The 22,652-nt window shown below is 71.5% G+C and carries 15 protein-coding genes and 1 pseudogene; 15 read left to right on the top strand and 1 reads right to left on the bottom strand.

Going from position 1 to position 22,652, the window contains the following annotated elements:
- Positions 1 to 4 precede the first annotated feature (4 nt).
- The 10 genes from ACFHWY_RS25270 to ACFHWY_RS25225 all read left to right on the top strand — a co-directional run bounded on the left by ACFHWY_RS25270 (position 5) and on the right by ACFHWY_RS25225 (position 14,030).
- Positions 5 to 841: an isocitrate lyase/PEP mutase family protein gene (locus tag ACFHWY_RS25270; RefSeq protein WP_416582752.1), complete on the top strand. Its 837-nt coding sequence runs from the start codon at positions 5 to 7 to the stop codon at positions 839 to 841.
- On the top strand, positions 838 to 1,764 hold the full coding sequence (locus ACFHWY_RS25265) for a 3-oxoacyl-ACP synthase (protein ID WP_416582751.1): 927 nt from the start codon (positions 838 to 840) through the stop codon (positions 1,762 to 1,764). The genes ACFHWY_RS25270 and ACFHWY_RS25265 overlap by 4 nt, the downstream gene beginning before the upstream one ends.
- A gap of 11 nt (positions 1,765 to 1,775) precedes the next feature.
- The gene (locus tag ACFHWY_RS25260; RefSeq protein WP_416582750.1) at positions 1,776 to 3,947 is read left to right on the top strand and encodes an iron-containing redox enzyme family protein; all 2,172 of its coding nucleotides are present in this window, start codon (positions 1,776 to 1,778) and stop codon (positions 3,945 to 3,947) included.
- Positions 3,947 to 5,179, top strand: coding sequence for an acyl-CoA dehydrogenase family protein (locus tag ACFHWY_RS25255; RefSeq protein ID WP_416582749.1), 1,233 nt, complete (start codon positions 3,947 to 3,949; stop codon positions 5,177 to 5,179). Before ACFHWY_RS25260 ends, ACFHWY_RS25255 begins: the two co-directional genes overlap by 1 nt.
- Before the next feature lie 19 nt (positions 5,180 to 5,198).
- Complete coding sequence (locus ACFHWY_RS25250; protein ID WP_416582748.1) at positions 5,199 to 6,320, top strand: cytochrome P450; 1,122 nt, start codon at positions 5,199 to 5,201, stop codon at positions 6,318 to 6,320.
- A 23-nt stretch (positions 6,321 to 6,343) separates the two neighbouring features.
- Positions 6,344 to 7,387 (top strand): saccharopine dehydrogenase, encoded by a 1,044-nt coding sequence (locus ACFHWY_RS25245; RefSeq protein ID WP_416582747.1) that lies wholly within the window; start codon positions 6,344 to 6,346, stop codon positions 7,385 to 7,387.
- Positions 7,380 to 8,531 carry a saccharopine dehydrogenase C-terminal domain-containing protein gene (locus tag ACFHWY_RS25240; RefSeq protein ID WP_416582746.1) on the top strand — a complete coding sequence of 384 codons (1,152 nt, stop codon included), beginning with the start codon at positions 7,380 to 7,382 and terminating at the stop codon, positions 8,529 to 8,531. Before ACFHWY_RS25245 ends, ACFHWY_RS25240 begins: the two co-directional genes overlap by 8 nt.
- Positions 8,531 to 9,826 carry an MFS transporter gene (locus ACFHWY_RS25235; RefSeq protein ID WP_416582745.1) on the top strand — a complete coding sequence of 432 codons (1,296 nt, stop codon included), beginning with the start codon at positions 8,531 to 8,533 and terminating at the stop codon, positions 9,824 to 9,826. The genes ACFHWY_RS25240 and ACFHWY_RS25235 overlap by 1 nt, the downstream gene beginning before the upstream one ends.
- 47 nt (positions 9,827 to 9,873) lie before the next feature.
- Complete coding sequence (locus ACFHWY_RS25230) at positions 9,874 to 13,113, top strand: non-ribosomal peptide synthetase (RefSeq protein ID WP_416582744.1); 3,240 nt, start codon at positions 9,874 to 9,876, stop codon at positions 13,111 to 13,113.
- Between the two features lie 74 nt (positions 13,114 to 13,187).
- Entirely contained in the window at positions 13,188 to 14,030 is an 843-nt protein-coding gene (locus ACFHWY_RS25225) for a thioesterase domain-containing protein (protein ID WP_416582743.1), read from the top strand.
- A 32-nt stretch (positions 14,031 to 14,062) separates the two neighbouring features.
- Here ACFHWY_RS25225 and ACFHWY_RS25220 read toward each other — a convergent pair whose 3' ends face one another.
- A complete protein-coding gene (locus tag ACFHWY_RS25220) occupies positions 14,063 to 14,836 on the bottom strand; it encodes a thioesterase II family protein (RefSeq protein WP_416582742.1) in 774 nt (257 codons plus the stop codon).
- Between the two features lie 203 nt (positions 14,837 to 15,039).
- On the opposite strand from ACFHWY_RS25220, the gene ACFHWY_RS25215 reads away from it, so the two are divergent.
- The 5 genes and pseudogenes from ACFHWY_RS25215 to ACFHWY_RS25195 all read left to right on the top strand — a co-directional run.
- Positions 15,040 to 17,901: an AfsR/SARP family transcriptional regulator gene (locus ACFHWY_RS25215; protein WP_416582741.1), complete on the top strand. Its 2,862-nt coding sequence runs from the start codon at positions 15,040 to 15,042 to the stop codon at positions 17,899 to 17,901.
- Positions 17,894 to 18,112 (top strand): hypothetical protein, encoded by a 219-nt coding sequence (locus ACFHWY_RS25210; RefSeq protein ID WP_416582740.1) that lies wholly within the window; start codon positions 17,894 to 17,896, stop codon positions 18,110 to 18,112. Before ACFHWY_RS25215 ends, ACFHWY_RS25210 begins: the two co-directional genes overlap by 8 nt.
- Before the next feature lie 10 nt (positions 18,113 to 18,122).
- Positions 18,123 to 20,027 carry a RiPP maturation radical SAM C-methyltransferase gene (locus ACFHWY_RS25205; protein WP_416582739.1) on the top strand — a complete coding sequence of 635 codons (1,905 nt, stop codon included), beginning with the start codon at positions 18,123 to 18,125 and terminating at the stop codon, positions 20,025 to 20,027.
- Positions 20,028 to 20,214: 187 nt separating this feature from the next.
- Positions 20,215 to 21,978, top strand: coding sequence for a BTAD domain-containing putative transcriptional regulator (locus ACFHWY_RS25200; protein WP_416582738.1), 1,764 nt, complete (start codon positions 20,215 to 20,217; stop codon positions 21,976 to 21,978).
- Between the two features lie 179 nt (positions 21,979 to 22,157).
- Positions 22,158 to 22,592: pseudogene (locus tag ACFHWY_RS25195) on the top strand (site-specific integrase); the annotation flags it as partial.
- Between the last annotated feature and the right edge of the window lie 60 nt (positions 22,593 to 22,652).

Below are 22,652 nucleotides of genomic sequence, written 5' to 3'. Positions count from 1 at the left end.
GCCAATGACCCTCGACCTCGCCGACCAGAGCAACCGCGCCAAGACGTTCGTCACGCTGCACGAGGCGGGGACGTTCATCGTGCCGAACCCGTGGGACGCCGGCACCGCGGCGTTGTTCACCGGCCTCGGCTTCCCGGCCCTGGCCACCACCAGCGGCGGCCTGGCCTTCGGGCTCGGCCGCGCCGACGGCGCCAACCTGGTCACCCGCGACGAGACGCTGGCCAACATCCGCGCCATCGTCGCCGCGACCCCGCTGCCTGTCTCCGCTGACCTGGAGAGCGGCTTCGGGACGACACCCGACGAGGTGGCGGAGACGATCCGGCTGGCTGCCGCGACCGGGGCCGTGGGCGGATCCATCGAGGACGCCACGGGTGACCCGGCCGCACCGATCCTCGCGCTCGACGTTGCGGTGGACCGCGTCCGGGCAGCCGTTTCGGCGGCCCGCTCGCTGCCGTTCCCGTTCACCCTGACCGCCCGCGCCGAGAATTTCCTCTACGGCCGCCCCGACCTCGAGGACACCGTCACCCGACTGCGCGCCTACGAGCAGGCCGGCGCCGACGTCCTCTACGCACCCGGACTGCCCGACCTCGACGCGGTGGCGACCGTATGCGCCGCCGTCGAGCGCCCGGTCAACGCGCTCGCCGGCAGTTCGACCGCGGTGACCGTCACCCAGCTCGCCGCCGCCGGGGTGCGCCGGATCAGTCTCGGCTCCTCGCTGGCCCGGGTCGCGCTGAGTGCCACGCTGAGCGCCGCCCGCGAGGTGACCGAGGGCGGCTCGTTCGGCTTCGCCGCCGACACCCTGACCTATGCCGAGATCAACCGCTTGATGGGGGCGCCGTGACGGTCCACCTGAGCGCCACCCGGTACGTCCTCGGCGAGATCGAGGTGCCGCACACCGAGGTGCCCGACTTCGCCAAGCGGACCCGGGAATATCGCATGCCGGCGCAGGCTGAGCTCTGGGGTTGGGGCACGGTCCGGCGGACGCGCCGGACCGTCGGCGAGCTCGCTGTCGACAGCGGCCGGCGGACGCTACGCGCGGCCGGCGTGGACCCCACCGGCGTCGACGCCCTCGTGCTGTGCTGCACTCGCTTTCCCGGCGGACCGGACACCCACGGCGCGTTCGTCGCGGAGGTCATGGCCGGGCTGGGGATGCCGACGGCGGCGTTCACCGGCGTCACGCTGAACCGGTGCACCAATTTCCTGGCCGGCATCGATTTGGCGACGGCCCTGGTCGGGAGCGGTCGGTACCGCACCGTGCTCGTCGTCACCACCGACGCCGTCGACGACGAACGTGACCGGTTCGAACAGTTCGCCCTGTTCAGCGACGGCGCGGCGAGTTGCCTCGTGGGGGCCGACGCCCACGGCGGCCCGGCCTACCAGGTGCTCGGATGCGCCAGCGCGCAGGCCAACGCCGACCTGGACTGGTCCCACGAGATCAGCTCTGACCTGTCCCGCGCGGTGAACGACGAACTGGCCAAGGTCACGGGTGTGGCGGTCGGTCAGGTCACCGGGCTGCTGCACGCCAACCTCTTCCTGCCGCTGGTGGGGATGAAGGAACGGCAGGCCGGGTTCCGGGCCGACCAGCTCGATACCGCGAACGTCGCCCGTGTCGGCCACTGCTTCGCGGCCGATCCACTGATCAACCTCACCGACCGGGCCGAGCGGCACCGCGTCGCCGACGGCGACACGTACCTCCTCGCCGTCAGCGTGCCGGGTGCCCGCCACGGGGTGCTGGTGCGCGCACACACCACCACGACGTCCTAAGGGGAGGAACCGTGCCCGCCTTCGAGCTGCCGGACACCACCACGTCACTACCGGTCGTCGGCTTCGAATTCGACCCGTCGACCGCACGACCCGCAGCCGACCTGCTCGCCGGTCCCCCCACCGCCGCGCTGCACCGCCTACTGCGGGAGCAGGAGTCCCCGGTCGGTCTCCTCGCGGCCCGCCGCCTCCTCGCGGGATTCCTGGACGCGCCGCGGGTGGGCGACGCGGCGGACGACCGCGCCGACGCACTCGCCGACCGCGTGCTGACCGTGCGCGCGGACCTGGTGTCGCGGCTGCGGGACCTCGCGTCGACCGACGGGGAGATCCGCGACGCCGTACTGCGGCAGCGCGCCCCGCTCGCCCTGCTCGGCGGGTGCTGGCTCGACACCGTGTCACAGCCGGCCACCCAGCCCGCGCTGGTGGTGAACCGGATCTTCGCCCACCACTTCGTCCTGCAGGGCGAGGGTAACCTGCAACGGGGCGTGCACCACCTGCGCCGCCGCGCGCTGGAACAGGCCGGCGTGCACCTGCCGGCAATCGACGCCGTGGACTTCGCCGACCGGGCCCGTACCCGCCCGCTCACCGCCGTGCACGGGCTGTTCCACGTCGGCCTTTCGCGACTGCCCGCCAGCTTCCTGCCGGAGGTCGTCGGCGTCCACGTCGCCTACCACCTACTGGCGGTCGACGACAGGCTGCTGGGGCTCGCACCGCCGCTGGCCGACGAGTCGCTGCGCGCCGTTCTCACGGAGTACGTCGCGCTCGCCGGCCCAGCCGACCGGCACCGCCTGAGCCGTGCGGTCGACCTGCTGCTCGACCTGGAACGGGAGCACGTGACGCTGCTGGAGCAGACCGCCCGCTGGTACACCGACCTGCCCTTGGAAGGCAAGGTCGCCGAGATCGTCACGAGGCACGCCCGGTACGCGGGACGCCAGCACGGCGACGTTCGGGTAGCCGGGCGCAAGCTGAGCGAACTGCTCGACGACCCCGACCTTGACGTGGCGGCGTTCGTCCGGACGATGCGCGCGTCCCGGCAGCTCAAGCCGATCCGCGGCGGGGACGGCCGGTTCCTGAGAGCCATCAGGTTCGGCGGCCCGATGTTCGGCATCTTCGACGAGCGCGAGGCCGCCGTCTTCCGGACCTGGGCGGAGGCCGCCGCCGCCGGCACCCTGCCCGACACGGACCCGCCAGCCAATCGACTCGGCGACGAGCAGGCCGCCCGTTGGGCCACGGCGCTCACCGCCGCCGCCCCGGGGGACGTCACGTACACGGTCGCGGCCCCGGCAGACGACCGGGCGCTGTTCCACCGGCTGGTCAACATCGAGGCGTTCCCGAACACACTGCCGATCGCCCGGGAACGCGCGGCCACGAATCTGCGGGCCGCCGAGGTCCTGTTCACGTTCGGCGCGGACGGGCAGTTCACAGACGCGAGCTGGCTGGACTACACCCCACAGGCGCTGCTGGACCGGGTCGAACGAATTTACTGGGACAAGCTGGTCAATCCCTACGAGCCGCTGCGCGAGATCCCGGACCGGGACACCGTGATCTTCGGGCAGAAGACCTACGCGCTGGGCAGCCTGATCGACGGCACCTGGGCACACCGAGTCGGCAACGTCGGCCGCTACCACCGCAACAGCGACGGGATGCTCGCGTCGATCTACGCCGACGAGATGGGCCGCGGCGACATCCGCAAGAATCACATCACGATGATCGTGCAGGTGCTGGGAAGCATGGGCATCAACGTCCCACACATCCGCGACGTCGCGTTTCTCGATCAGGACGAGCTGCCCGACCACCTCTACGGCTTCTCGATCCACCAGCTCTGCCTATCGCTGTTCCCCGACTCCCACTACCAGGAGATCCTGGGATACAACCTCGGCATCGAGATGTTCGGCCTCGGCGAGATGCGGATGCACGAGATGCAGAAGCTGCGTCACCACGGCTTCGACCCGGTGTACGAGGAGGCGCACCTGTCCATCGACAACTTCTCCGCCGGCCACGCCCGACAGTCCGCCGACATCATCGTCAGCTACCTGGACGACGTGGCCCGTACCGTCGGCGCGGACACGGTACAGGCCGAGTGGCGACGGATCTGGCGAGGGTACGCCTCGTTCGCGTACTTCGTGGAACACGCGCTGGTCCGTGCCGTCGCCGCCCCGGCGGCGAGCGTGGAGCTGACCATCTGATGGCCACCACGACCACCACGGCCCGTCCCCTGCTCGCCGGCCTCGACCCGACCCTGCTGGAGCTGCCGTTCTACGAGCCACAGCACGCCGACCTGGCTGCCCAGGTCACCGCGTGGACCGCGAACCGCGCCGGGCTGTGGCGCCGCCCGGCCCCGTATCCGCCGTCCGAGCTGGGTCGGCTCGTACTGCGTGACCTGGGTGAGTCCGGTCTGCTCGCGTTCCTCGACCCGGACGGGGGCCGCGCCGACGGCGGTGACCTGCGCTCACTGTGCCTGGCCCGGGAGGCGCTCGCCTACGCCGACGACATCGCCGACTACGCCTTCTCCATCCAGGCGCTGGCCGCGACGCCGATCCTGCGGCACGGCACGACAGCCCAGCGCCGCCGTCACCTGCCCGGCATGGCCGCCGGCGAGGTGCAGGCCGCGTTCGCGGTCTCCGAGCCGGGCGCCGGATCGGACCTCGCTGCGGTCACCACCCGTGCCGACGCCGACGGCGCGGACTGGATCCTGGACGGTACGAAGGCGTGGATCGCCAACGCCGGCACGGCCGACCTGTACGCCGTGCTGGCCCGCACCGGGCAGAACACCGGCGCGCTGGGGCTGAGCATGTTCCTCGTCCCGGCGACCACTCCCGGCGTCCGGGTGGAGCCGGTGGACGTGCTCGCCCCACGGGCCTTCGCCCACGTGCATCTCAACGGCGTGCGCCTCCCCGGCGACGCGCTGCTCGGCCGGCCCGGCGGGGGTTTCCCGATAGCCGTGGAGGTACTCGACCTGTTCCGAATGACGGTCGGCGGGGCCGCCGTCGGGTTTGCCCGGCGCGCCACGCATGCCGCGCTCGGGCACAGCCGACGGCGGCAGATCTACGGCGGTCGGCTGGCCGACCTCGGCACGGTCCGCGCCACCCTCGCCGACATGGAGGTACAACTCACCGCCGCGGCGTTGCTGGTGGCGCGCGCGGCCTGGGAGGCCGACCGGGGCACCCGCCCCGCGCGCCACTCCGCCACGGCAAAGCTGTACGCCACCGAGGCGGCCCAGCGGATCGTGGACGACTGCGTGCAACTTTTCGGCGCGGCAGGTCTGGTTGCCGACAGCGTGCCCGAGCGCCTCTACCGTCAGATCAGGTCGTTGCGAATCTACGAGGGTGCGTCGGAGGTCCAACGTGCGGTCATCGCCGACTCGTTGGACGCCCGGCGCGCCGAGCGCAGCAGCGCCGTGTTCGACCGTCCCGCCTGATCCCGTTGGAGGACCCTCCGTGCCCAAGCTGACCCCGATCACCGCCGTGACCTCGCCCGACCCGTACCCCTACTACGCCGACCTCGTCGCCGGGCAGCCGTTCGGCTTCGACGACGCACAGCGGATGTGGGTCGCGGCCGGGGCGGGCGCCGTCTCGGCCGTGCTCGCCGAACCCGTGCTGCAGGTCCGCCCGCCGGCCGAGCCGGTGCCCAACGGCATCGTCGGCACCGCGGCAGGGAAAGTCTTCGGCCGGCTGGTGCGGATGACCGACGGCACGTTGCAGCAGCGGCTCAAGCAGACCGTTGTCGCCGCGCTCGGCACCGCGCGGCCGGAACGGACCGCCGCCGTCGCCGCCGCACGCACCGCCGACGCGCTGAAGCGCTCGGCCTCGGTGCGCGAGCTGATGTTCGGTGTGCCGGCTGAGGTGGTGGCGGTGCTGTGCGGGCTGGACGACGACCACGCCGACGAGGCGAGCACCCTGATCGCGGAGTTCGTGGGATGCATCCCCGCCACCGCCACGGTGCCGCAGCAGCAGGCGGCGGCCCGTGCCGCCGCCGCGCTGACCGACCTGCTCGGTCCGGCGCTGCGGGATCGGGGCGACGGCCTGCTCGCCGAGCTGGTGCGCGCGGCGCACCCGGACACCGAGCCCGCGGCACTGCTGGCCAACGGCATCGGACTGCTGTCGCAGACCTTCGACGCCACCGCCGGGCTGATCGGCAACACGATCGTCACGCTGGGCCGGCTGACCGACGACGAGCTGCGCCGACCGGACCGGCTGCCGGCGGTGGTCGACGAGGTGGCACGCCACGACGCGCCGATCCAGAACACCCGGCGCTTCGCCGCCGGTCCGGTGACCGTCGCCGGCTCGCGCCTCGCCGCCGGCGAGGCGGTCCTCGTCGTCCTGGCCGCGGCCAACCGGGACCCCGCAGCCAACGAGGCGCCGGCCGAATTCCGGCCCGACCGCGTCGACCGGACGGTCTTCACCTTCGGTGCCGGGGCGCACGCATGTCCGGGCCGGTCGATTGCCTCAACGATCGCAGCGGCGGTGGTGTCCGAGCTGCTCGCGTCGGGCTTCGAGCCGACCGACCTCGCGCCGCCGACCTACCTGCCCCTGGCCAACGCGCGCATCCCCGCGCTGTAGCGGTACCTGCGGAAGGAACCTCCATGCAACACCTGTGGCTACGCCATGAAACCCGCCAGACGGAGCGGCGGGCCGCGCTCGTGCCCGACGACGCCCGCCGGCTCGTCGAGGCGGGCGTGACCGTCACCGTCGAGGAGTCGCCCCAGCGGATCTTCCCGATCGAGCAGTACCGCGCCGCCGGTTGCCGGATCGAGCCGGCCGCCCACTGGTTCGACGCCCCCGCAGACAACGTCGTGGTCGGGCTGAAGGAACTGCCGGTACTACCCGCAACGCTGCGGCACCGGCACGTGTACTTCGGGCACGCATACAAGAACCAGGAGGACGCCCCCGAGCTGCTGCGGCGGTTCGTCATGGGCGGGGGAACCCTCCTGGACGCCGAGTACCTGACTGACGAGGGGGGTCGACGGCTGGCCACGTTCGGCTTCTGGGCCGGCTACCTCGGGGCAGCCCTCGCCGTACTGCGCTTCCGTGGCCGGCTCGACGTGCCCCTGCACCCGTACGAGAAGAAGGACCTGGACGTGGCGCTGGCCCCACGCCCGGGCGACCCGGTTCCACGGGTCCTCGTGATCGGGGCGCAGGGCCGCTGCGGACACGGCGCCCGGGCCGCGCTGGAGGCCGCCGGGATCGAGCCGACCTGCTGGGACGTGGCCGAAACCCGGGTGATGGACCGGGCGGGGTTGCTCGACCACGACGTGCTGGTCAACACCGTAGCCGTGAGCACGCCGATCCCGCCGTTCCTGACCCATGTCGAGCTCAACGACGACGCCCGCCGGCTGTCGGTTATCTGCGACGTGACCTGTGACGTCACGTCCGAGTGCAACACCCTGCCGATCTACGAGCGGGTCACCTCATGGCCCGATCCGGTGGTGCGCTTGCGCGGCGGCGACCGACCGCTGGCCCTGATCGCCATCGACAACCTGCCGTCGCTGCTTCCCCGGGAAGCCAGCCTCGACTTCTCGGCGCAGCTCACCCCGCTGCTCACTCAGCTCGACCCGCCGTCGGACGTGTGGCGGCGGGCTGAGGAGCGATTCCGTACGGCCACCACCCTCAGGACCGCCGATGTCTGAGCCGATCGCCACCAACGGTGTCGTGCACTGGGCCGGCACCGGCCTGTCCACCGGCAGCGGCTTGGAGGTCCTCGCCGGAGCGGCGAGGAGCGTCACGCTCTACGGCCGTACCGCGGACAAGGCGGCCCGCCGCCTGGGCGAGCTGAGCCTGGCCGGGCGCGCCGGCGGCGCCACAATGGCGGAGTTGCCCGACGCCGTCGCGTCCGGCGACGTCGTGGTGTCCATGCTGCCCGCGAGCGAACACGGCCGCCTGCTGCGGCTGTGCCTCGATCGTGGCGCCCACTTCGCCTGCACCAGCTACACCTCCGACGAGATGGCCGCGGCGGACGAACCCGCCCGCAAGCTCGGCCTGGTGGTGCTCACCGAGGCCGGCCTCGACCCGGGGATCGACCATGTCCTCGCCCACGACCTGGTGGACCGGGCCCGCGCCGCCGTAGGTGACGGCCCGGCGACAGTGACCTTCCGGTCGTACTGCGGCGGCCTGCCGGCGGTGCCGAACGACTTCCGGTACCGGTTCAGCTGGGCCCCGCGCGGCGTGCTCTCCGCGCTGTGCTCCCCGGCCCGGTCGTTCGAGGACGGCGAGGTCCGCGACGTGGACCGACCGTGGGAGGCGACCACCACCTATCCGCTCGACGGGGAACCGTTCGAGGTGTATCCGAACCGGGACAGCCTGCCGTTCGTCGCGCAGTACAACCTTCCTGCCGGGTGGCGGCCGCACACGTTCGTGCGTGGGACGCTGCGCCTGGCCGGCTGGTCGCAGGCGTGGGCCGACGTCTTCGCGGTCCTGCGCGGCGGCGACCCGGGGGCGGTGGACGCCCTCGCCGCCGAACTCGTCGCGCAGCATCCGATGCGGCCGGGGGACGCCGACCGGGTGGTGCTCGCCGTCGAGCTGGGCGTACAGACCGACGAGGCGGGCTGGCACGGGCGGTACCTGCTCGACCTGACCGGCGACGAACGGGAGAGCGCGATGGCGCGGACCGTGTCGCTCCCCCTGGCGTACGCGGTCGGGGGCGTGCTGGACGGCACCACGCCCGCCGGCCTGCACCGGGCACTGCCGGACCCGGCCGACACCACGGCGTTTCTGGCGTACCTGCGCGGTCGGGGCATCGACTGTGTCCTCACTGAGGGGACCAGGAAACACTGATGGCCGAAAATCCCACCGGTGCCCTGCGCAACCCCAACTTCCGCAAGTTCTGGATCGGGGAGACCCTGTCGCTGCTCGGCACCGAGGTGACCCGCTTCGCGCTGCCGCTGATCGCCGTGCTGACCCTGAGCGCGTCCGCGTTCGAGGTCGGTCTGCTCAACGCGATGCGCTACGTGCCCATCGTCATCGTCTCGCTGTTCGCCGGGATCTGGCTCGACCGGCGGCGCCGACTGCCGGTGCTGGTGGCCAGCAACGTGGGCCGGGCCATCTGCATCGGCCTGGTGCCTCTGCTGGTCGTGTTCGACAGCCTCACCCTGTGGGTGCTCTGCCTGGTGGCGCTGGCACTGGGCACCCTCACCGTGCTGTTCGACGTGGGTTCGCTGTCGTTCGTGCCCAGCGTCGTCGACCGAACCCAACTGCCCGACGCCAACGGCCGGTTGCAGGCGTCGTTCTCGCTGGCCATGATCGTCGGGCCGGGGCTCGGCGGCTTCCTGGTCGCGGCGCTGACCGCGCCCGTCACCCTCGCCGTCGACGCCCTGTCGTACGCCGTCTCCGTCGTACTGCTGCTGTCGATCCGGATCCGCGAGCCGGAGCCGGACGTCCCGGCGATCCGACCCACCGTACGGGAGTCGATCGCCGAAGGGCTGCGCGCCGTGTTCGGCAACGCGGTGCTGCGCAACCTGCTCACCCAGTCGGCGACGTTCAACCTCGCCCAGAACGCGATGCTCACCGTGTTCGTGCTCTACACGGTGCGGGGACTGGGGCTCAGCGCCCAGCAGCTCGGTCTGGTGCTGGGCCTCGGGTCACTCGGCTCGTTCGCGGGGGCGTTACTGGCCAACCGGATCACCCGCAGGGTTGGGTACGGCCGGATGCTGCGCGCGGCCACCATCGTGGCCGGGCTCGCGCCGCTGATGTTCCTGGCCGCCCGTGGCCCGGACCTCGGCTCGGTCGCGGTGCTCACCGCCGCGTACGGCGTCGCCGGATTCATGCTGGTCATCTACAACGTGAATACCGTGTCACTGCGCCAGGTGGTCACCCCGAACCGGCTGCTCGCCCGGATGAACGCCAGTTACCGGATGGTCCTGTTCGGCACCATCCCGCTCGGCGCGCTGCTGGGCGGGACGCTCGCGCAGTACCTCGGCCTGCGTCCGGCCATGACGATCACGGTGGTGCTGCTGACATCGCCGATCGCGTGGACGTTCTTCTCCCCGGTCTTCCGGCTGCCGGCGCTGCCGACCGGTCCGGACGCCACGCTCGTCGCTGCCCCCGCCCCCGCCCCGGCCGCGAAGGCCTGACCGACCCTGACCGACGAAGGCCACCCACCCCAAACCTGGAGGCAGCCATGTTGTCCGACTCCCAACGCGCCGCCCTAGCCGCCCGCCTACGTCGAGGACGCGACGCCACCGGAATCCCGCGCCGGGATCCGAATCTGACCGAACTGCCGCTCTCCTCCGGCCAGGAACAGCTCTGGTTCATCGACCAGTTCGCTCCGGGGCTGCCCACCTACAACGTCCCCGGCACCCTGCGTCTTTCCGGTGAGCTCGACGTCGACGCCCTCGGGCGGGCCTTCGACGCCCTGGTTGCCCGGCACGAGATCCTGCGGACCCGGCTCGACTCGGCCGACGGCCGGCCGGTCCAGGTGGTCGACCCGCCTCCACCGGTCGCGATGTGGACGGTGCGTGACCTGACCGGTCTGCCGGCCACCGAGCGGCTCGACACCTTCCAGCGGGAGGCCGTCGAGTTCGGCCTGCTCCCCTTCGATCTGGCGAAGGGACCACTGGTGCGCACCGCGCTGGTGCGGCTCGGCGGCCGGGAGCACGCCCTGCACCTCAACGTGCACCACAGCGCGTTCGACGGCTGGTCGTTCGCGGTGCTCGTCAGGGAACTCTCGGCGCTGTACACCGCCGAGGTGACCGGATCCGCCGCCGGCCTGCCCGAGCTGCCGATCCAGTTCGCCGACTACGCGATCTGGGAACGGGGGCGGCTCGAGGGCGGCGCGGTGGACGAACTCGTCGGCTACTGGCGGGAGACCCTACGCGGTGTCGAGTCGGTGCAGCTGCCGGTGGACCGGCCGCGTCCGGTGCTCCAGTCGTTCGACGGGGCGGTCGCTCGCGCGGCGATGGGTGCCGAGGTGCTCGACGGCCTCAGGGCGCTGAGCCGCCGGGAGGGCACGACGATCTTCGTGACGCTGCTGACCGCGCTCCAGGTGCTGCTGCACCGCTACAGCGGGCAGGACGACATCGTCGTGGGTACCGCCAGTGCCAACCGCAGCCGCCCCGAACTGGCGTCCCTGATCGGTTACCTGGTCAACACGCTTCCGGTGCGGACCGACACGTCCGGGGATCCGGTCTTCGTCGAGCTGCTCGCCCGGGTCAAGGAGACCACCCTCGCCGCGTACGCGCACCAGGACCTGCCGTTCCCGAAGCTGGTCGAGGCGCTCAAAGTAGAACGCGACGCGAGCCGGGCACCGCTGTTCCAAGTCGGTTTCACAATCATCGAAGATGAGCCAGAGAGCTTCGAGTTCGGCGGGATCGCGATCACCGTGGACTCGATCGACGCGCCGACCGCCAAGTTCGACCTCAACTTCTTCATGCAGGCGCACGGCGACCTGCTCGTCGAGGTGTCGTACGCGACCGCACTCTACGACGCGTCGACCGTGGAGCGGATGCTGTCGTCGCTGCGGGTGCTGATGGCCGGGATCGCGGCGGACCCGGGCCGCCGGCTCTCCGAACTGCCGGTCATGACCGAGGAGGACCTGCACCACGAGCTGGTCGGGTGGAACTCGAACACGGCCGAGTTCCCGACGGCGCTGCTGCACGAACTGGTGGAGCGGCAGGCGGTCCGGGTGCCGGACGCCCAGGCGGCGGTGATGGACGACCGCGTCCTGACGTACGCACATCTCAACGCGGCGGCCAACCGGGCGGCCCGACGGCTGCGTGACCTCGGCGTCGGACCGGAGTCGTTCGTCGGTGTGCACATGCGGCCCTCCCTGGACCGGTTCGTCGGGATCCTCGCCATCCTCAAGGCCGGCGGCGCCTGGCTGCCACTGGACCCGGAGTACCCGGCCGACCGGCTCGACTTCATGGTCGACGACGCCGGGGTCCAGGTGATCCTCACCGACCCGGGCGGACGCGACTTCGCCGCGACGGTCGTCTCGCCCACCCGGGACTGGACCGACGACGCGAGCGTCGACGACGGCAACCTGGACACGCCGGTCGCCCCCGCCAACGCCGCCTACGCGATCTACACGTCCGGCTCGACGGGCCGCCCGAAGGGTGTCGTCATCGAGCACCGGCAGGTCGTCAACTTCGTCCAGGGCATGGTCGCGCACTGGCCGCTCGACGAGTGCGACCGTTTCCTGCAGTTCGCGTCGCTCAACTTCGACGTGTCCGTGATGGACATGTTCCTGGCACTCGGCTCCGGCGGGGCGGCGGTCTTCGGTACCCGGGAGACGCTGATGTCGCCGACCCGGCTGGCTGATCTGATGCGCGCCCAGCGGATCACCTTCGCCTGCCTTCCACCGGCGGTGCTGAACCTGTTGACCGGCGAGCAGTTCCCCGATCAGCGGGTGCTGATCTCCGCCGGAGAGGAGCTGTCCTCGGAGCTGGTCCGGTCCTGGTTGCGACCGGGTCTGCGGATGTGCAACGGCTACGGGCCGACGGAGGTGACCATCGGCGCGACCATGATGGAGTTGCAGCCGGACGACATCACCCCGCCGCCGATCGGCATGCCGAAGCCGAACTACCGGGCGTACGTCCTCGACCGGAACCTCAACCCGGTGCCGGTCGGGGTCGCCGGTGAGCTGCACCTCGGCGGGCCCGGGGTAGCCCGCGGCTACCTTAACCGGCCCGAGCTGACCGCGGAGAAGTTCGTCGAGGACCCGTTCGTGGACACGCCGCAGGCGCGGATGTACCGCACCGGCGACCTGGTACGGCGCCGCCCCGACGGAAACATCGTCTTCCTCGGCCGGATCGACGGGCAGGTGAAGATCCGGGGCCTGCGCGTCGAGCTGGGTGAGATCGAGACCGCGATGGCGGCGCACGACGCGGTGCTGCAAGCGGTGGTCGTCGTCCGAAACGACCCGGCGGGTGACAAGCAGCTCGTCGGGTACGCGCGGCCGGCAGCCGACGGTCTCGGGGTGAGCGTCGCCGACCTGCGGCAGCACCTGTCCCAACGGCTGCCCGCCTACATGGTGCCGGCGCACATCCTGCTGCTGGACTCGTTCCCGTTGAACCCCAGCGGCAAGATCGATCGGGGTGCGTTGCCGGAGCCGGAAGCCACCGAGTCGGCCGGCACGTTCGTCGCCCCGCGCACGCTGGTCGAAACGGTCGTCACCGACATGTACGCAACGCTGCTCAAGGTCGACCAGGTCAGCGTCGAGGACAGCTTCTTCGACCTCGGCGGCAACTCGTTGCAGGCCATGCGACTGATCGCCAGGCTACGCACCGAGCTGGCTGTCGACGCCGACGTCACCGCGGTGTTCCTCGCCCCGACCCCGTCGCAGCTCAGCGCCCTGCTGCGGGAGAAGTACGGCCTGGAGGACGTGGAACTCGGCGAGGACGGCCTGGACGCCCTGTCCTGACGCCCCGCGGCCCGGCCCCGGGCACCTGCCGGGCCGGCCGCGCCACGGGAACGACGCAACGAGGAGGAGCACGAATGTTGACCGAGGCGCAGCGGGCGGCGCTCACCGCCCGGCTGAGGCAGCGACGTCCGGTCGGGGCGGCACCGCCCGCGCCGGTGGTGCCGTTCGGCACCCACGGGCCGGCGGCGGCGTTCGCGGTACACGCTATCGGCGGCTCCGTGCACGAGTACGCACCGCTGGCCCGCGCGCTCGACGGCGCGTGCGCGGTGTCGGGGATCGAGGCGGCCGGGCTGCGGGAAGGCACCAGCCCGGTCACCGAGCTGGCCACCATGGCGGTCCGGTACGCCGACACCGTGCGAACCGTGCAGCCGTCGGGCCCGTACCGTCTGCTGGGCTGGTCGATGGGCGGTGTCCTCGCCTACGAGACGGCCCGCCGGTTGGAGGCGGACGGCGGCGAGGTCGCCCTCGTCGTGCTGGTGGACGCGCCGTACCGGGCCATCCGTTCCTACGCCTCCTCGCCGGAGGGACTCGCCGCGCTGTTCGTGTCCGAGGTGCTGGGGCGCGCCTCGCCCCGCCCGGCCGCGGCCGCACTGCCCTCCGTCGCACAGCAGCTCGCCGACCTGACGGCGCGCCTGGCCCCGGAACCTGCCGAGCGGATCGCTCTCGCGGCCGATCTGGACCGACGGTACGCCGTCTTCGTGGCACACGTCGCCGCCCTTGCCGGGTACACCCCCGACGGACCAGTCGACGCGGCCGCGGTGCTGGTGACAGCGCACGGGTCGCCCGACGCGGCGCCCGACTGGCGGCGCCTGTTCCGGGGCGGTGCGCGGGTGAGCGCCTCCGCCGCCGACCATCACGGTTGTCTTCGACCACCGGCGGTGGACGGGATCGCGGCGGCGGTGCGCGCTGCCCTGTAGCGGTACGCGGACCGGTATCCGGTCAGCGCGAGTCAGATCAGCAGGTCGGAGTGCCCTGCGGTCCGGGCCTCGTCGACCGCGGCGGCCCGGCGTAGCACCTCGATGACGGGTTCCGGGTCGTCGCGCAGGTAGAAGTGGCCCCCGGGGACCCAGATCCGGGGCGGCGGGGTCCGGCACTCGTCGGCCCAGCGGTCGAGGCGCTCTTCGGTCACATGGCTGTCGTCGACGCCGTTGATCAGGGTCACCCCGAATGGCAGCGCGGCGGCGGGCCGGTAGCGGTAGCCGGCGACGAGCCGGAAGTCGGCCTGCACCCCGGGCAGCAGCAGGTCATGCAGTTCCTCGGCGGCTACCACCTCGGGTGGTAGCCCGCCGAACGCGCCGACAGCCTCGGCGAACTCCCGGCCCTCCAGCGCCGCCGCGCGCACCACCCGCTGCGACGGCAGCAGAGCCGGTGCCGCCGCGCCGGAGGCGACCAGGTGCCGCAGGCGGGAGTCGGCGCGTAGCCGGCGGGCCACCTCGAAGGCGACCAGTGCGCCGAGGCTGTGTCCGAACAGGACGTACGAGGCGGCGACGTCGCGGGCGATGGCCTCGGCCGCCGCGTCGGCGTACTCGTCGATCGAGTCGGGGCGCGACTCGGCGAACCGGTGTCCCCGACCCGGCATCGTCACCGCGACAATCCGCACGTCAGGGCCGATTGCCGGCTGCCACTCAAGGAAGTTGTCCGAGTTGCCGCCCGCGTGCGAGAAGCAGTACACCCGCGGCGCGGTCGCCAGGGAGCCGTCGTTCGAGCGGAACCAGGGTGCCACGAACACGCCTTCCCTCGTGGATTAGGAAGCCTCGATGCTACCCGCTGCGGGCCTTGCCCGACACAGCCAACGATCTCAATCGGTGTCGCCAGGAAGACTCTCTGTGAGGTGCTTTCGGTTGGTCTCTTGCACGCCCAGAGCTTCTACACTCGCCGAGGTGCCTAAGTTGGGGGGGCGCGGAGCATGACTGACTGGTGGTCGCGGTGAGCGGTCAGCACGGGTCAGCACTGCGCCTCGACATCCTGGGGCCGCTGCGGGCCTGGCGGGGCGACACCCCGGTGGCCCTGGGCCGCACCCAGCAACGCGTCGTGCTCGGCGTACTGGCGCTGCACGCCAACCAGCCGGTCGGCCGCGGAAGGCTCATCGCCGAGGTGTGGGGCGCAAATGCGCCCGCCTACGCCGTCAACCTGCTGCAGAAACACATCTCGGGCCTACGCCGGGCGCTCGAACCCGACGACGTCGCGCTGTCCCGGTCGGCGTTGTTGACCTGGACAGGTGAGGGCTACCGCCTGGCCCTGCCCCCCGGCGGCCTCGACCTGGAGCTGTTCGACCAGGGTCTGACCCGGGCCCGCGCGGCGCGGGCGACGGGCGACCTGGGTACGACGCTCACCACGTTGCACGAGGCGTTGGGGCTGTGGCGTGGCCCGCTCCTCGACGGAGTGAGCAGTGCGGTGGTCGACGCTGAACGGGACCGCCTCAGCGAACGGCGGATGAGCGCGATCGAGGAGCGCATCGAGATCGACCTGGCCGTCGGCGACGACCGCGACCTCGTGGTCGAGCTGCGCCGACTGGTCGCCCGGTGGCCGCTGCGGGAGCGGCTGCGAGGGCTACTCATGCAGGCGCTCTACCGGTCGGGCCAACAGGCGCAGGCCCTGGCCGTCTTCCGGGCGGCACGCAGCTATCTCCTCGCCGAGCTCGGTGTCGAGCCGGCCGCCGAACTGCAGTCGCTGCACCGGCGGATGCTGTCCAACGATCCGAGCCTGACTCCCACCGTCGAATCGTCGACGGGCCCGGCGCGCGCGGTGCCCCGCCCGACCACGCCCGCGCAACTGCCGCACGCCCTGCCCCACTTCACCGGGCGGCAAGCGCAACTGGGCAGGCTCGACGACCTGGTCACGGCCGACCAGTCAATGGTGATAGCGGCGATCACCGGGACGGCCGGGGTGGGCAAGACCGCCCTGGCGGTGCACTGGGCGCATCGGGCCAGCCACCGCTTCTCGGACGGCCAGCTCTACGTCAATCTCAAGGGCTTCGACCCGACGGCCTCGGCCCTGGAGCCGGGTGAGGCGCTGCACGGCTTCCTCGACGCCCTCGCCGTCCCGGCGCAACAGATCCCGTCCCGGCTGGAAGACCAGGCCACCCTGTACCGCAGCCTGCTGGCCGGCCGGCGGGTCCTGGTCGTCCTCGACAACGCCCGGGACAGCGAGCAGGTCAAGCCCCTGCTACCCGGCTCGCCGGGGTGCGTGGTGGTGGTCACCAGTCGCAGCCGGCTGCCCGGCCTCGTCGCCCTAGGGGCCGTGCCGGTGCCCGTCGACAGACTCACGACGAACGAGGCACGAGCCCTGCTGGGCCTGCGGATCGGCCGCCCCCGGATGACCGCGGAGCCCGCGGCCGTCGATGACATCGTGTCCGTCTGTGACGGCCTGCCCCTGGCACTCGCCATCGTCGCGGCGCGAGCGGCCGTCCAACCGCGGTTCAACCTGGCCGCGGTCGCAGGTGAACTGCGCCAGGCACACGGCGGTCTGGACGCGTTCGTCGGCGAGAGCCCCTTCGGCGATGCCCGGGCGGTGCTGTCCTGGTCCTACCGGGCCCTCCTGCCCGATGTCGCCCGGATGTTCCGCCTACTGGGCCTACACCCAGGCACCGACTTCTCGGTGTTCGCCGCAGCGAGCCTCGCCGGTGTCACACCCGCGGCGGCGCGTCGACTGCTCACCGAACTGACCGGTGCCCACCTCGTCGAGGAGTGCACCCCGGGCCGGTACGCCTCCCACGACCTGCTGCGCGCGTACGCGGCGGAGCTGGTGGTCACCCCCGAGAACGCCGCCGAGCGGCAGGCCGCCATGAGACGGTTGCTGGACCACTACCTGCACACAGCGCACCTCGCCGACCAGGTGCTGTACCCGTACCGCGACCGGATCGAGGTCGATCCGCCCCGCCCAGCCGTGACCGTCCCCGACATCGTCGACCAGGGCCGGGCGCTGACCTGGTTCATGACGGAGTGCCGGGCCCTCCTCGGCGCGGTCAACCTGGCCGCCGAGGAGGGGTTCGACACCCACTCGACGCGGCTGGTGTGGACGATCACGGCATTCCTGAACTACCAGGGCAAGTGGCACGACTGGGCAGCCGGGCTGCACACCGCCCTGACGGCCTGCCTACGGATGCGCGACCGCGCGGGGCAGGCGCTGGCGCACCGGCTGCTCAGCCTCGCCTACCTGCAACAGGGCCTGCTCGACGACGCCGGGCACCATGTCAAACAGGGCCTGGACATGTACGCGGAGCTGAGTGACCGGGCCGGTCAGGCTCGCATCCACCTCGACATCGGCCGGGTACTGGAGCGGCAGAACGACCTCAGTGGTGCTCTCGACCACGCGCAACTGGCGCTGGAGCTGTCCCGGTCCACGGGCGACCGGGCCGGCGAGGCCCACGCGCTGAACTGGGTCGGCTGGTACCACAGCCGGCTCGGCTTCCACCAGGAGGCGCTGCACTACTGCCACCGTTCCCTGGACCTGCGCCGCGAGCTCGGAGACTTCCCCACGCAGGCCGACATCTGGGACGCGCTGGGCTATGCCCACCACCACCTCGGCAACCACGACGAGGCGATGGCCTGCTACGAACAGGCCCTCGGGCTGTGGCGCGAACTCGGCGACCGGTACGAGGTCGCCACCACGCTGCTGCATCTCGGTGACACCCTGCGGGCGGCCGACGACCCCGACGGCGCCCGCACCCTCTGGCAGCAGGCCCGCACCATCCTGAAGGACCTCGGCCATCCGCTGGCCGACCAGTTGCGGATCCGTCTGGATGTCCGCCCTACCACCCCCACCAACGAGAGGCAGGACGATGTCTGAGCACGACAACGTAGCGAAGCCGGGCCGCCGGCACCACCGGGCGGTACTCGGCGGCCTGGCGGCCGGCGCCCTACTGGGAGCGACGATCGGCGGGCCCGCCACGGCCGACGCAGCTGAGCCGTCGATCCATGAACAGTTCCAGGACTCGTTCACACCGGGCGCGGTGGACCTTACGGCGGCGGCCGGCACCATCGTGGTCACCGAGTCGTGACCGGTCGGTGATGACCGTACCGCTGCCACTGGTCGACTCGGCGGCCCGCTCCCGATGGGAGCGGGCCGGGCCGCAGGAGCGCCGTGCGCTGCCCGTCGTGCTCGTCACGATGCCGTTCATGGACGTCGACCGTCCGTCCATCCAGCTCGGTTTGCTCGCGGCGGTCCTGCGGGAGCAGGGCTTCCCGGCCCGTACGCTGCACGCCAACCTCGACTTCGCGGCGAGGATCGGGACCGGTCGCTTCGGCGCCCTCGGCTCCCGGCGCAGCAACATGGTCGCCGACTGGCTGTTCTCGGTGGAGGCGTTCGGCGACGCCGCCCCGGATCCGAAGAGCCAGCTCGTCGACGAACTGGGCGAGGATCTGTCCTACCTGGGTGGGCCGACCGGGCGGCGGCGGGACGAGCTGCTGCGCATCCGCCGGGAGGAGGTGCCGGCCTACCTCGACGAGTTGATGGAGTCGTACCCCTGGGACGACGCGCGGGTGGTGGGCTTCACCTCCACCTTCCAGCAGAACAACGCCTCCTTCGCGCTGGCACGCCGGCTGAAACAGCGCCATCCGGAGCTGGTCACGGTCTTCGGCGGGGCGAACTTCGACGGCGAGATGGGCCCGGAGTGGGTACGTGCGGTCGACTGGGTGGACGTCGCCGTCGTCGGGGAGGGCGAAGTGACGCTTCCCCGAATCCTGCACGCTCTGGCCACCGGCATCAGCCCGGCGGGGATTCCCGGTACTGCCTGCCGCGTCGACGGTGCGGTCGTCACGACCCCGCCGGAGCCGCCGATGGGGCGGCTCGACGACCTACCCCTTCCCGAGTACGCCGAGTTCTTCGACCGGGCGGGACGCCTCGGCCTGCTGCCCGGTGGTGGGTCCACCGTGGTCAGGCTGCCCTTCGAGTCCGCCCGGGGTTGCTGGTGGGGCGCCAAGCACCACTGCACCTTCTGTGGGCTCAACGGGTCGACCATGAGGTTCCGGGCGAAGTCGCCGGGCCGGGTCGCCGACGAGCTGGCGAGCATGACCCGGACGTACGGCAGCTTCCGGTTCGAGGCCGTGGACAACATCCTCGACATGGCGTACCTGACCGGGCTGCTTCCGGTGCTCATCGAACAGGAAGCCGGCTACGACATCTTCTACGAGGTCAAGGCCAACCTGACCCGGACGCAGGTCCGCACCCTCGCCCACGGCGGGGTGACCCACGTCCAGCCCGGCATCGAGTCGCTCAGCTCCCACGTGCTGGAGCTCATGCGCAAGGGGGTCCGCGCCGCCCAGAACGTCAACCTGCTCAGGTGGGCGGCGCACTACGGCATCCAGGTGTCCTGGAACATCATCTGGGGTTTTCCGGGAGAGCGCGAACAGGACTACGCCGAACAGGCGGCCGTCATGAGGCACCTGGTGCACCTGCGTCCGCCGATCAGCGCGGGGCGGGTCTGGGTGGAACGGTTCAGCCCGTTGTACGCCGCGTCGCCGACGAAGACCCCGGAGTCCGGCTACCGCCACGTGTACCCCGCCGACGTGGACCTCCGGCGGGTGGCCTACTTCTTCGACTACGACCTGCCGGGGTCGCTGCCGGACGCCACCTACGACGGCATCCGCGACGCGATCGCGGCCTGGACCGCCGCCTGGGCCGGTGACCGCCGGCCTGTGCTGTGGTACCGGTCGACACCCGGCTTTGTGCAGATCTACGACGGCCGGCACGAGGGGGCGGAGGGCACCTACACCTTCCGGGGCGCCCTCGCCGACCTCTATGTGGCGTGCAGCGACCGTCCCGTCAGCGCGGCTGCGGCGAGTGCGCGGCTGGACCACCGCCTGCCGGTCGAGGCGGTACGGGAGGCGTTGGACGAGTTCGCGCGCCGTGGCCTGGTGTTCCTCGACGGGACGCTCGCCGTCGCGCTCGCCCTGCCCGCCGGTCCTCCGCGCTGACCGCGCACGGCCATGCCGGGGGCACTGCCCTTTGCCAACTCCGAGCCGTCGGCCGCAGCCGGCTGGACGGAACCCCCTGCCACGACGTCCTGGTGGTGAAGTTTGGCGACGGGAATGCCGAGAGTCTCAAATTCATTCCAACGAGATGTCCAGGGTGAGGTCCAACTCGACACGCATGATTGCCGACGTGAGACATTTGCGTTTCGCCATCCTGGGCCGGCTCGCCGTCGACGCCGACGGCTCCCTCGACGCCGGCCCGCTCAAGCAACGCCTGACCCTGGCCATGCTGCTCGCGCGCCCCAACAACGCCGTGTCCGTGGAGGATATGGCCGACGCCGTCTGGAGCGGCCGTCCCCTACCGACGGCGCGGAAAAACCTCCAGGTGTACGTCTGCAACCTGCGGCGGCTCCTGCACGAACGGGCCGGTACCGGAGAGCGGCTGCTGCACCACGACGACGGCTACCTGATCCGGGTCGCCCCCGACGAGTTGGACTCCATGCACTTCGACCGCTTGGCGCACGTCGGACGGGAGGCACGCGAGGCGCAGGCGTGGACGGCGGCGGCACGCTGCTTCCGCAAGGCCATCGGCCTGTGGCGGGACACCCCGTTCGCCGGCATGCACAGCGCAACGGCGCTGGCGGCTGAGGCCGACCGGCTGACCGGCCGCTACCTTGAGCTGTTCGAGGACTGGGCGGAGGTCGAGCTGGAGCTGGACAACTTCACCGTGGTCGCAGACCAGGTGTCGGAGCTGGCAAGGCGGCACCCGCAGCGGGAACGCCTGCGAGCGGCCCAGATGACCGCGCTCTTCCGCTCCGGTCGACAGACCGAGGCCCTGCAGGTGTTCGAGGACGTGCGCCGACATCTGGCAGCCGCGTACGGGCTCCCCCCGACGCCCGCCCTGGAGACCCTCTACCGGTCGATGCTCAGTGAACGGCGTGGGCCCGGACCGGCGGTGCCCGCGCTACGGGTACTCCCCGACGACCTCGCCGACTTCGTCGGCCGTACGGCCGAAACCGCGCAGGTCACCGAGGCCGTCCGACACCGCACGAACAGGCTCGTCATCCTGAGTGGGCCCGCGGGAGTGGGTAAGACGGCGCTGGCGGTGCACCTCGCGCACCGGCTACAGCCCGAGTTCCCCGACGGGCAGATCTACGCCCGGATGCGCGACAGCGACGGCCGGCCGCGAGCCCCACAGGACGTGCTCGCCGAAATGGCCCGCCTCACCAGACTGGGCGCGCAGATGACCGGACACCCGATGCAGGACGCCAACACCTGGCGGAACTGGCTGCACCGACGGCGCCTCGTGCTGGTGCTCGACGACGCCGTCGACGAGGCCGCGCTCCGGCCGCTGCTGCCCACCGAGGGCGAAAGCGTCGTCCTGGCCACCGCCCGCAGCCGGCTGACCGGGATCACCGGCGCCGACCGGGTGGACGTACCGTGCCTGGCACCCGCCGAAGCCGTCGACCTGCTGACACACATCATCGGCGCGGACCGGATCGAAGCCGACCGGGAGGCCGCCCATGACGTCGTCGCCGCGACCGGGATGCTGCCCCTGGCGGTGCGGGTGGGCGGGCTGAAGCTCGCCGCCATGCGCTTCCTGCCGCTACGCGAGTACGCCGAACGTCTCTCCTTCGCGGGCACGGTGCTGGACGAGCTCGTCGCAGGGGACCTCGCGGTGCGCCCACGGATCGCCGACAGCTGGTACAGCCTGTCCAATGTCCACCGGACCGACGTCAGCCGCTTGGCCTCAGCACCGAAGCCGGTCCTCACGTTGGAGGACGCGGTCACCATCCTGGACTGTCCCTTGCCGGAGGCTCGTCGCCGGCTTGAGTCCCTGGTCGACACGGGCGCGGTGCTGATGCCTCGGCCCAGCCTCACGGTCCGTCCGATCCGGTACGAACTGCCTACCTTCGTGCGGCTCTACGCGCGCGAGTGCGCACCGGCGACCTGAGAGGCCGCCCGAGTTAGCCGGGCTGCTCGACGTGGACCCGTCAACCGTGCGCCGCTGCGGACCATGCCACCCCTGCATGGACCACCGTTCATCCAGATCTCCGACCGGGTGGTGAAGTACGCGACGGCCGACGTTGAGCGTTGGCTGTCGGCCAGTCGCGTCTACCCGCAGGCGGCCTGATGGCCGCGTCGCAGCAGCCACCGATCGGCGTGCGCCTGGCCACCGACGTCGAGCACCGGCCCGGCCGCGACCGGCCCTACCGGGCGCGGGTGCGGTGGACCGACCCGACCAGCAAGCGCCGGCTGTCCAAGTCGACAACGGTCGCCACGCCGGAAGACGCGCAAGCCTGGCTCGACGGCATGGTCAGCGCCGCAAAGGGTGGCGTCGACCCGGTCGCCGCGACCAAGCGACTCACGGAGTACGGCGAGAGCGTGATGACCCTGGCCCTACGCGGTTTGGAACGTAAGACGCTTGATCCGTACCTGGCCGGTTGGCGTAAGCGGGTAGTGCCGACACTCGGTCACATTCCCGTTCGGATGATCACCAATGGCGCGGTGGATCGCGCGGTTCACTCCTGGATTGCCGACGAATACAGCCGATCCACGGTGAAGAACCAGGGCTATTGCGTTCTGGGGTAACTGCTGGTCACGGCGGTTATGAGGTCGTGTGAGCGA

It is taken from the genome of Micromonospora sp. LOL_024 (assembly GCF_048060415.1).
In the GTDB taxonomy this organism is placed as follows: domain Bacteria; phylum Actinomycetota; class Actinomycetes; order Mycobacteriales; family Micromonosporaceae; genus Micromonospora.
The sequence above is the reverse complement of the archived record's forward strand: the minus strand, read 5'-3'. Positions and strand labels throughout refer to the sequence as shown.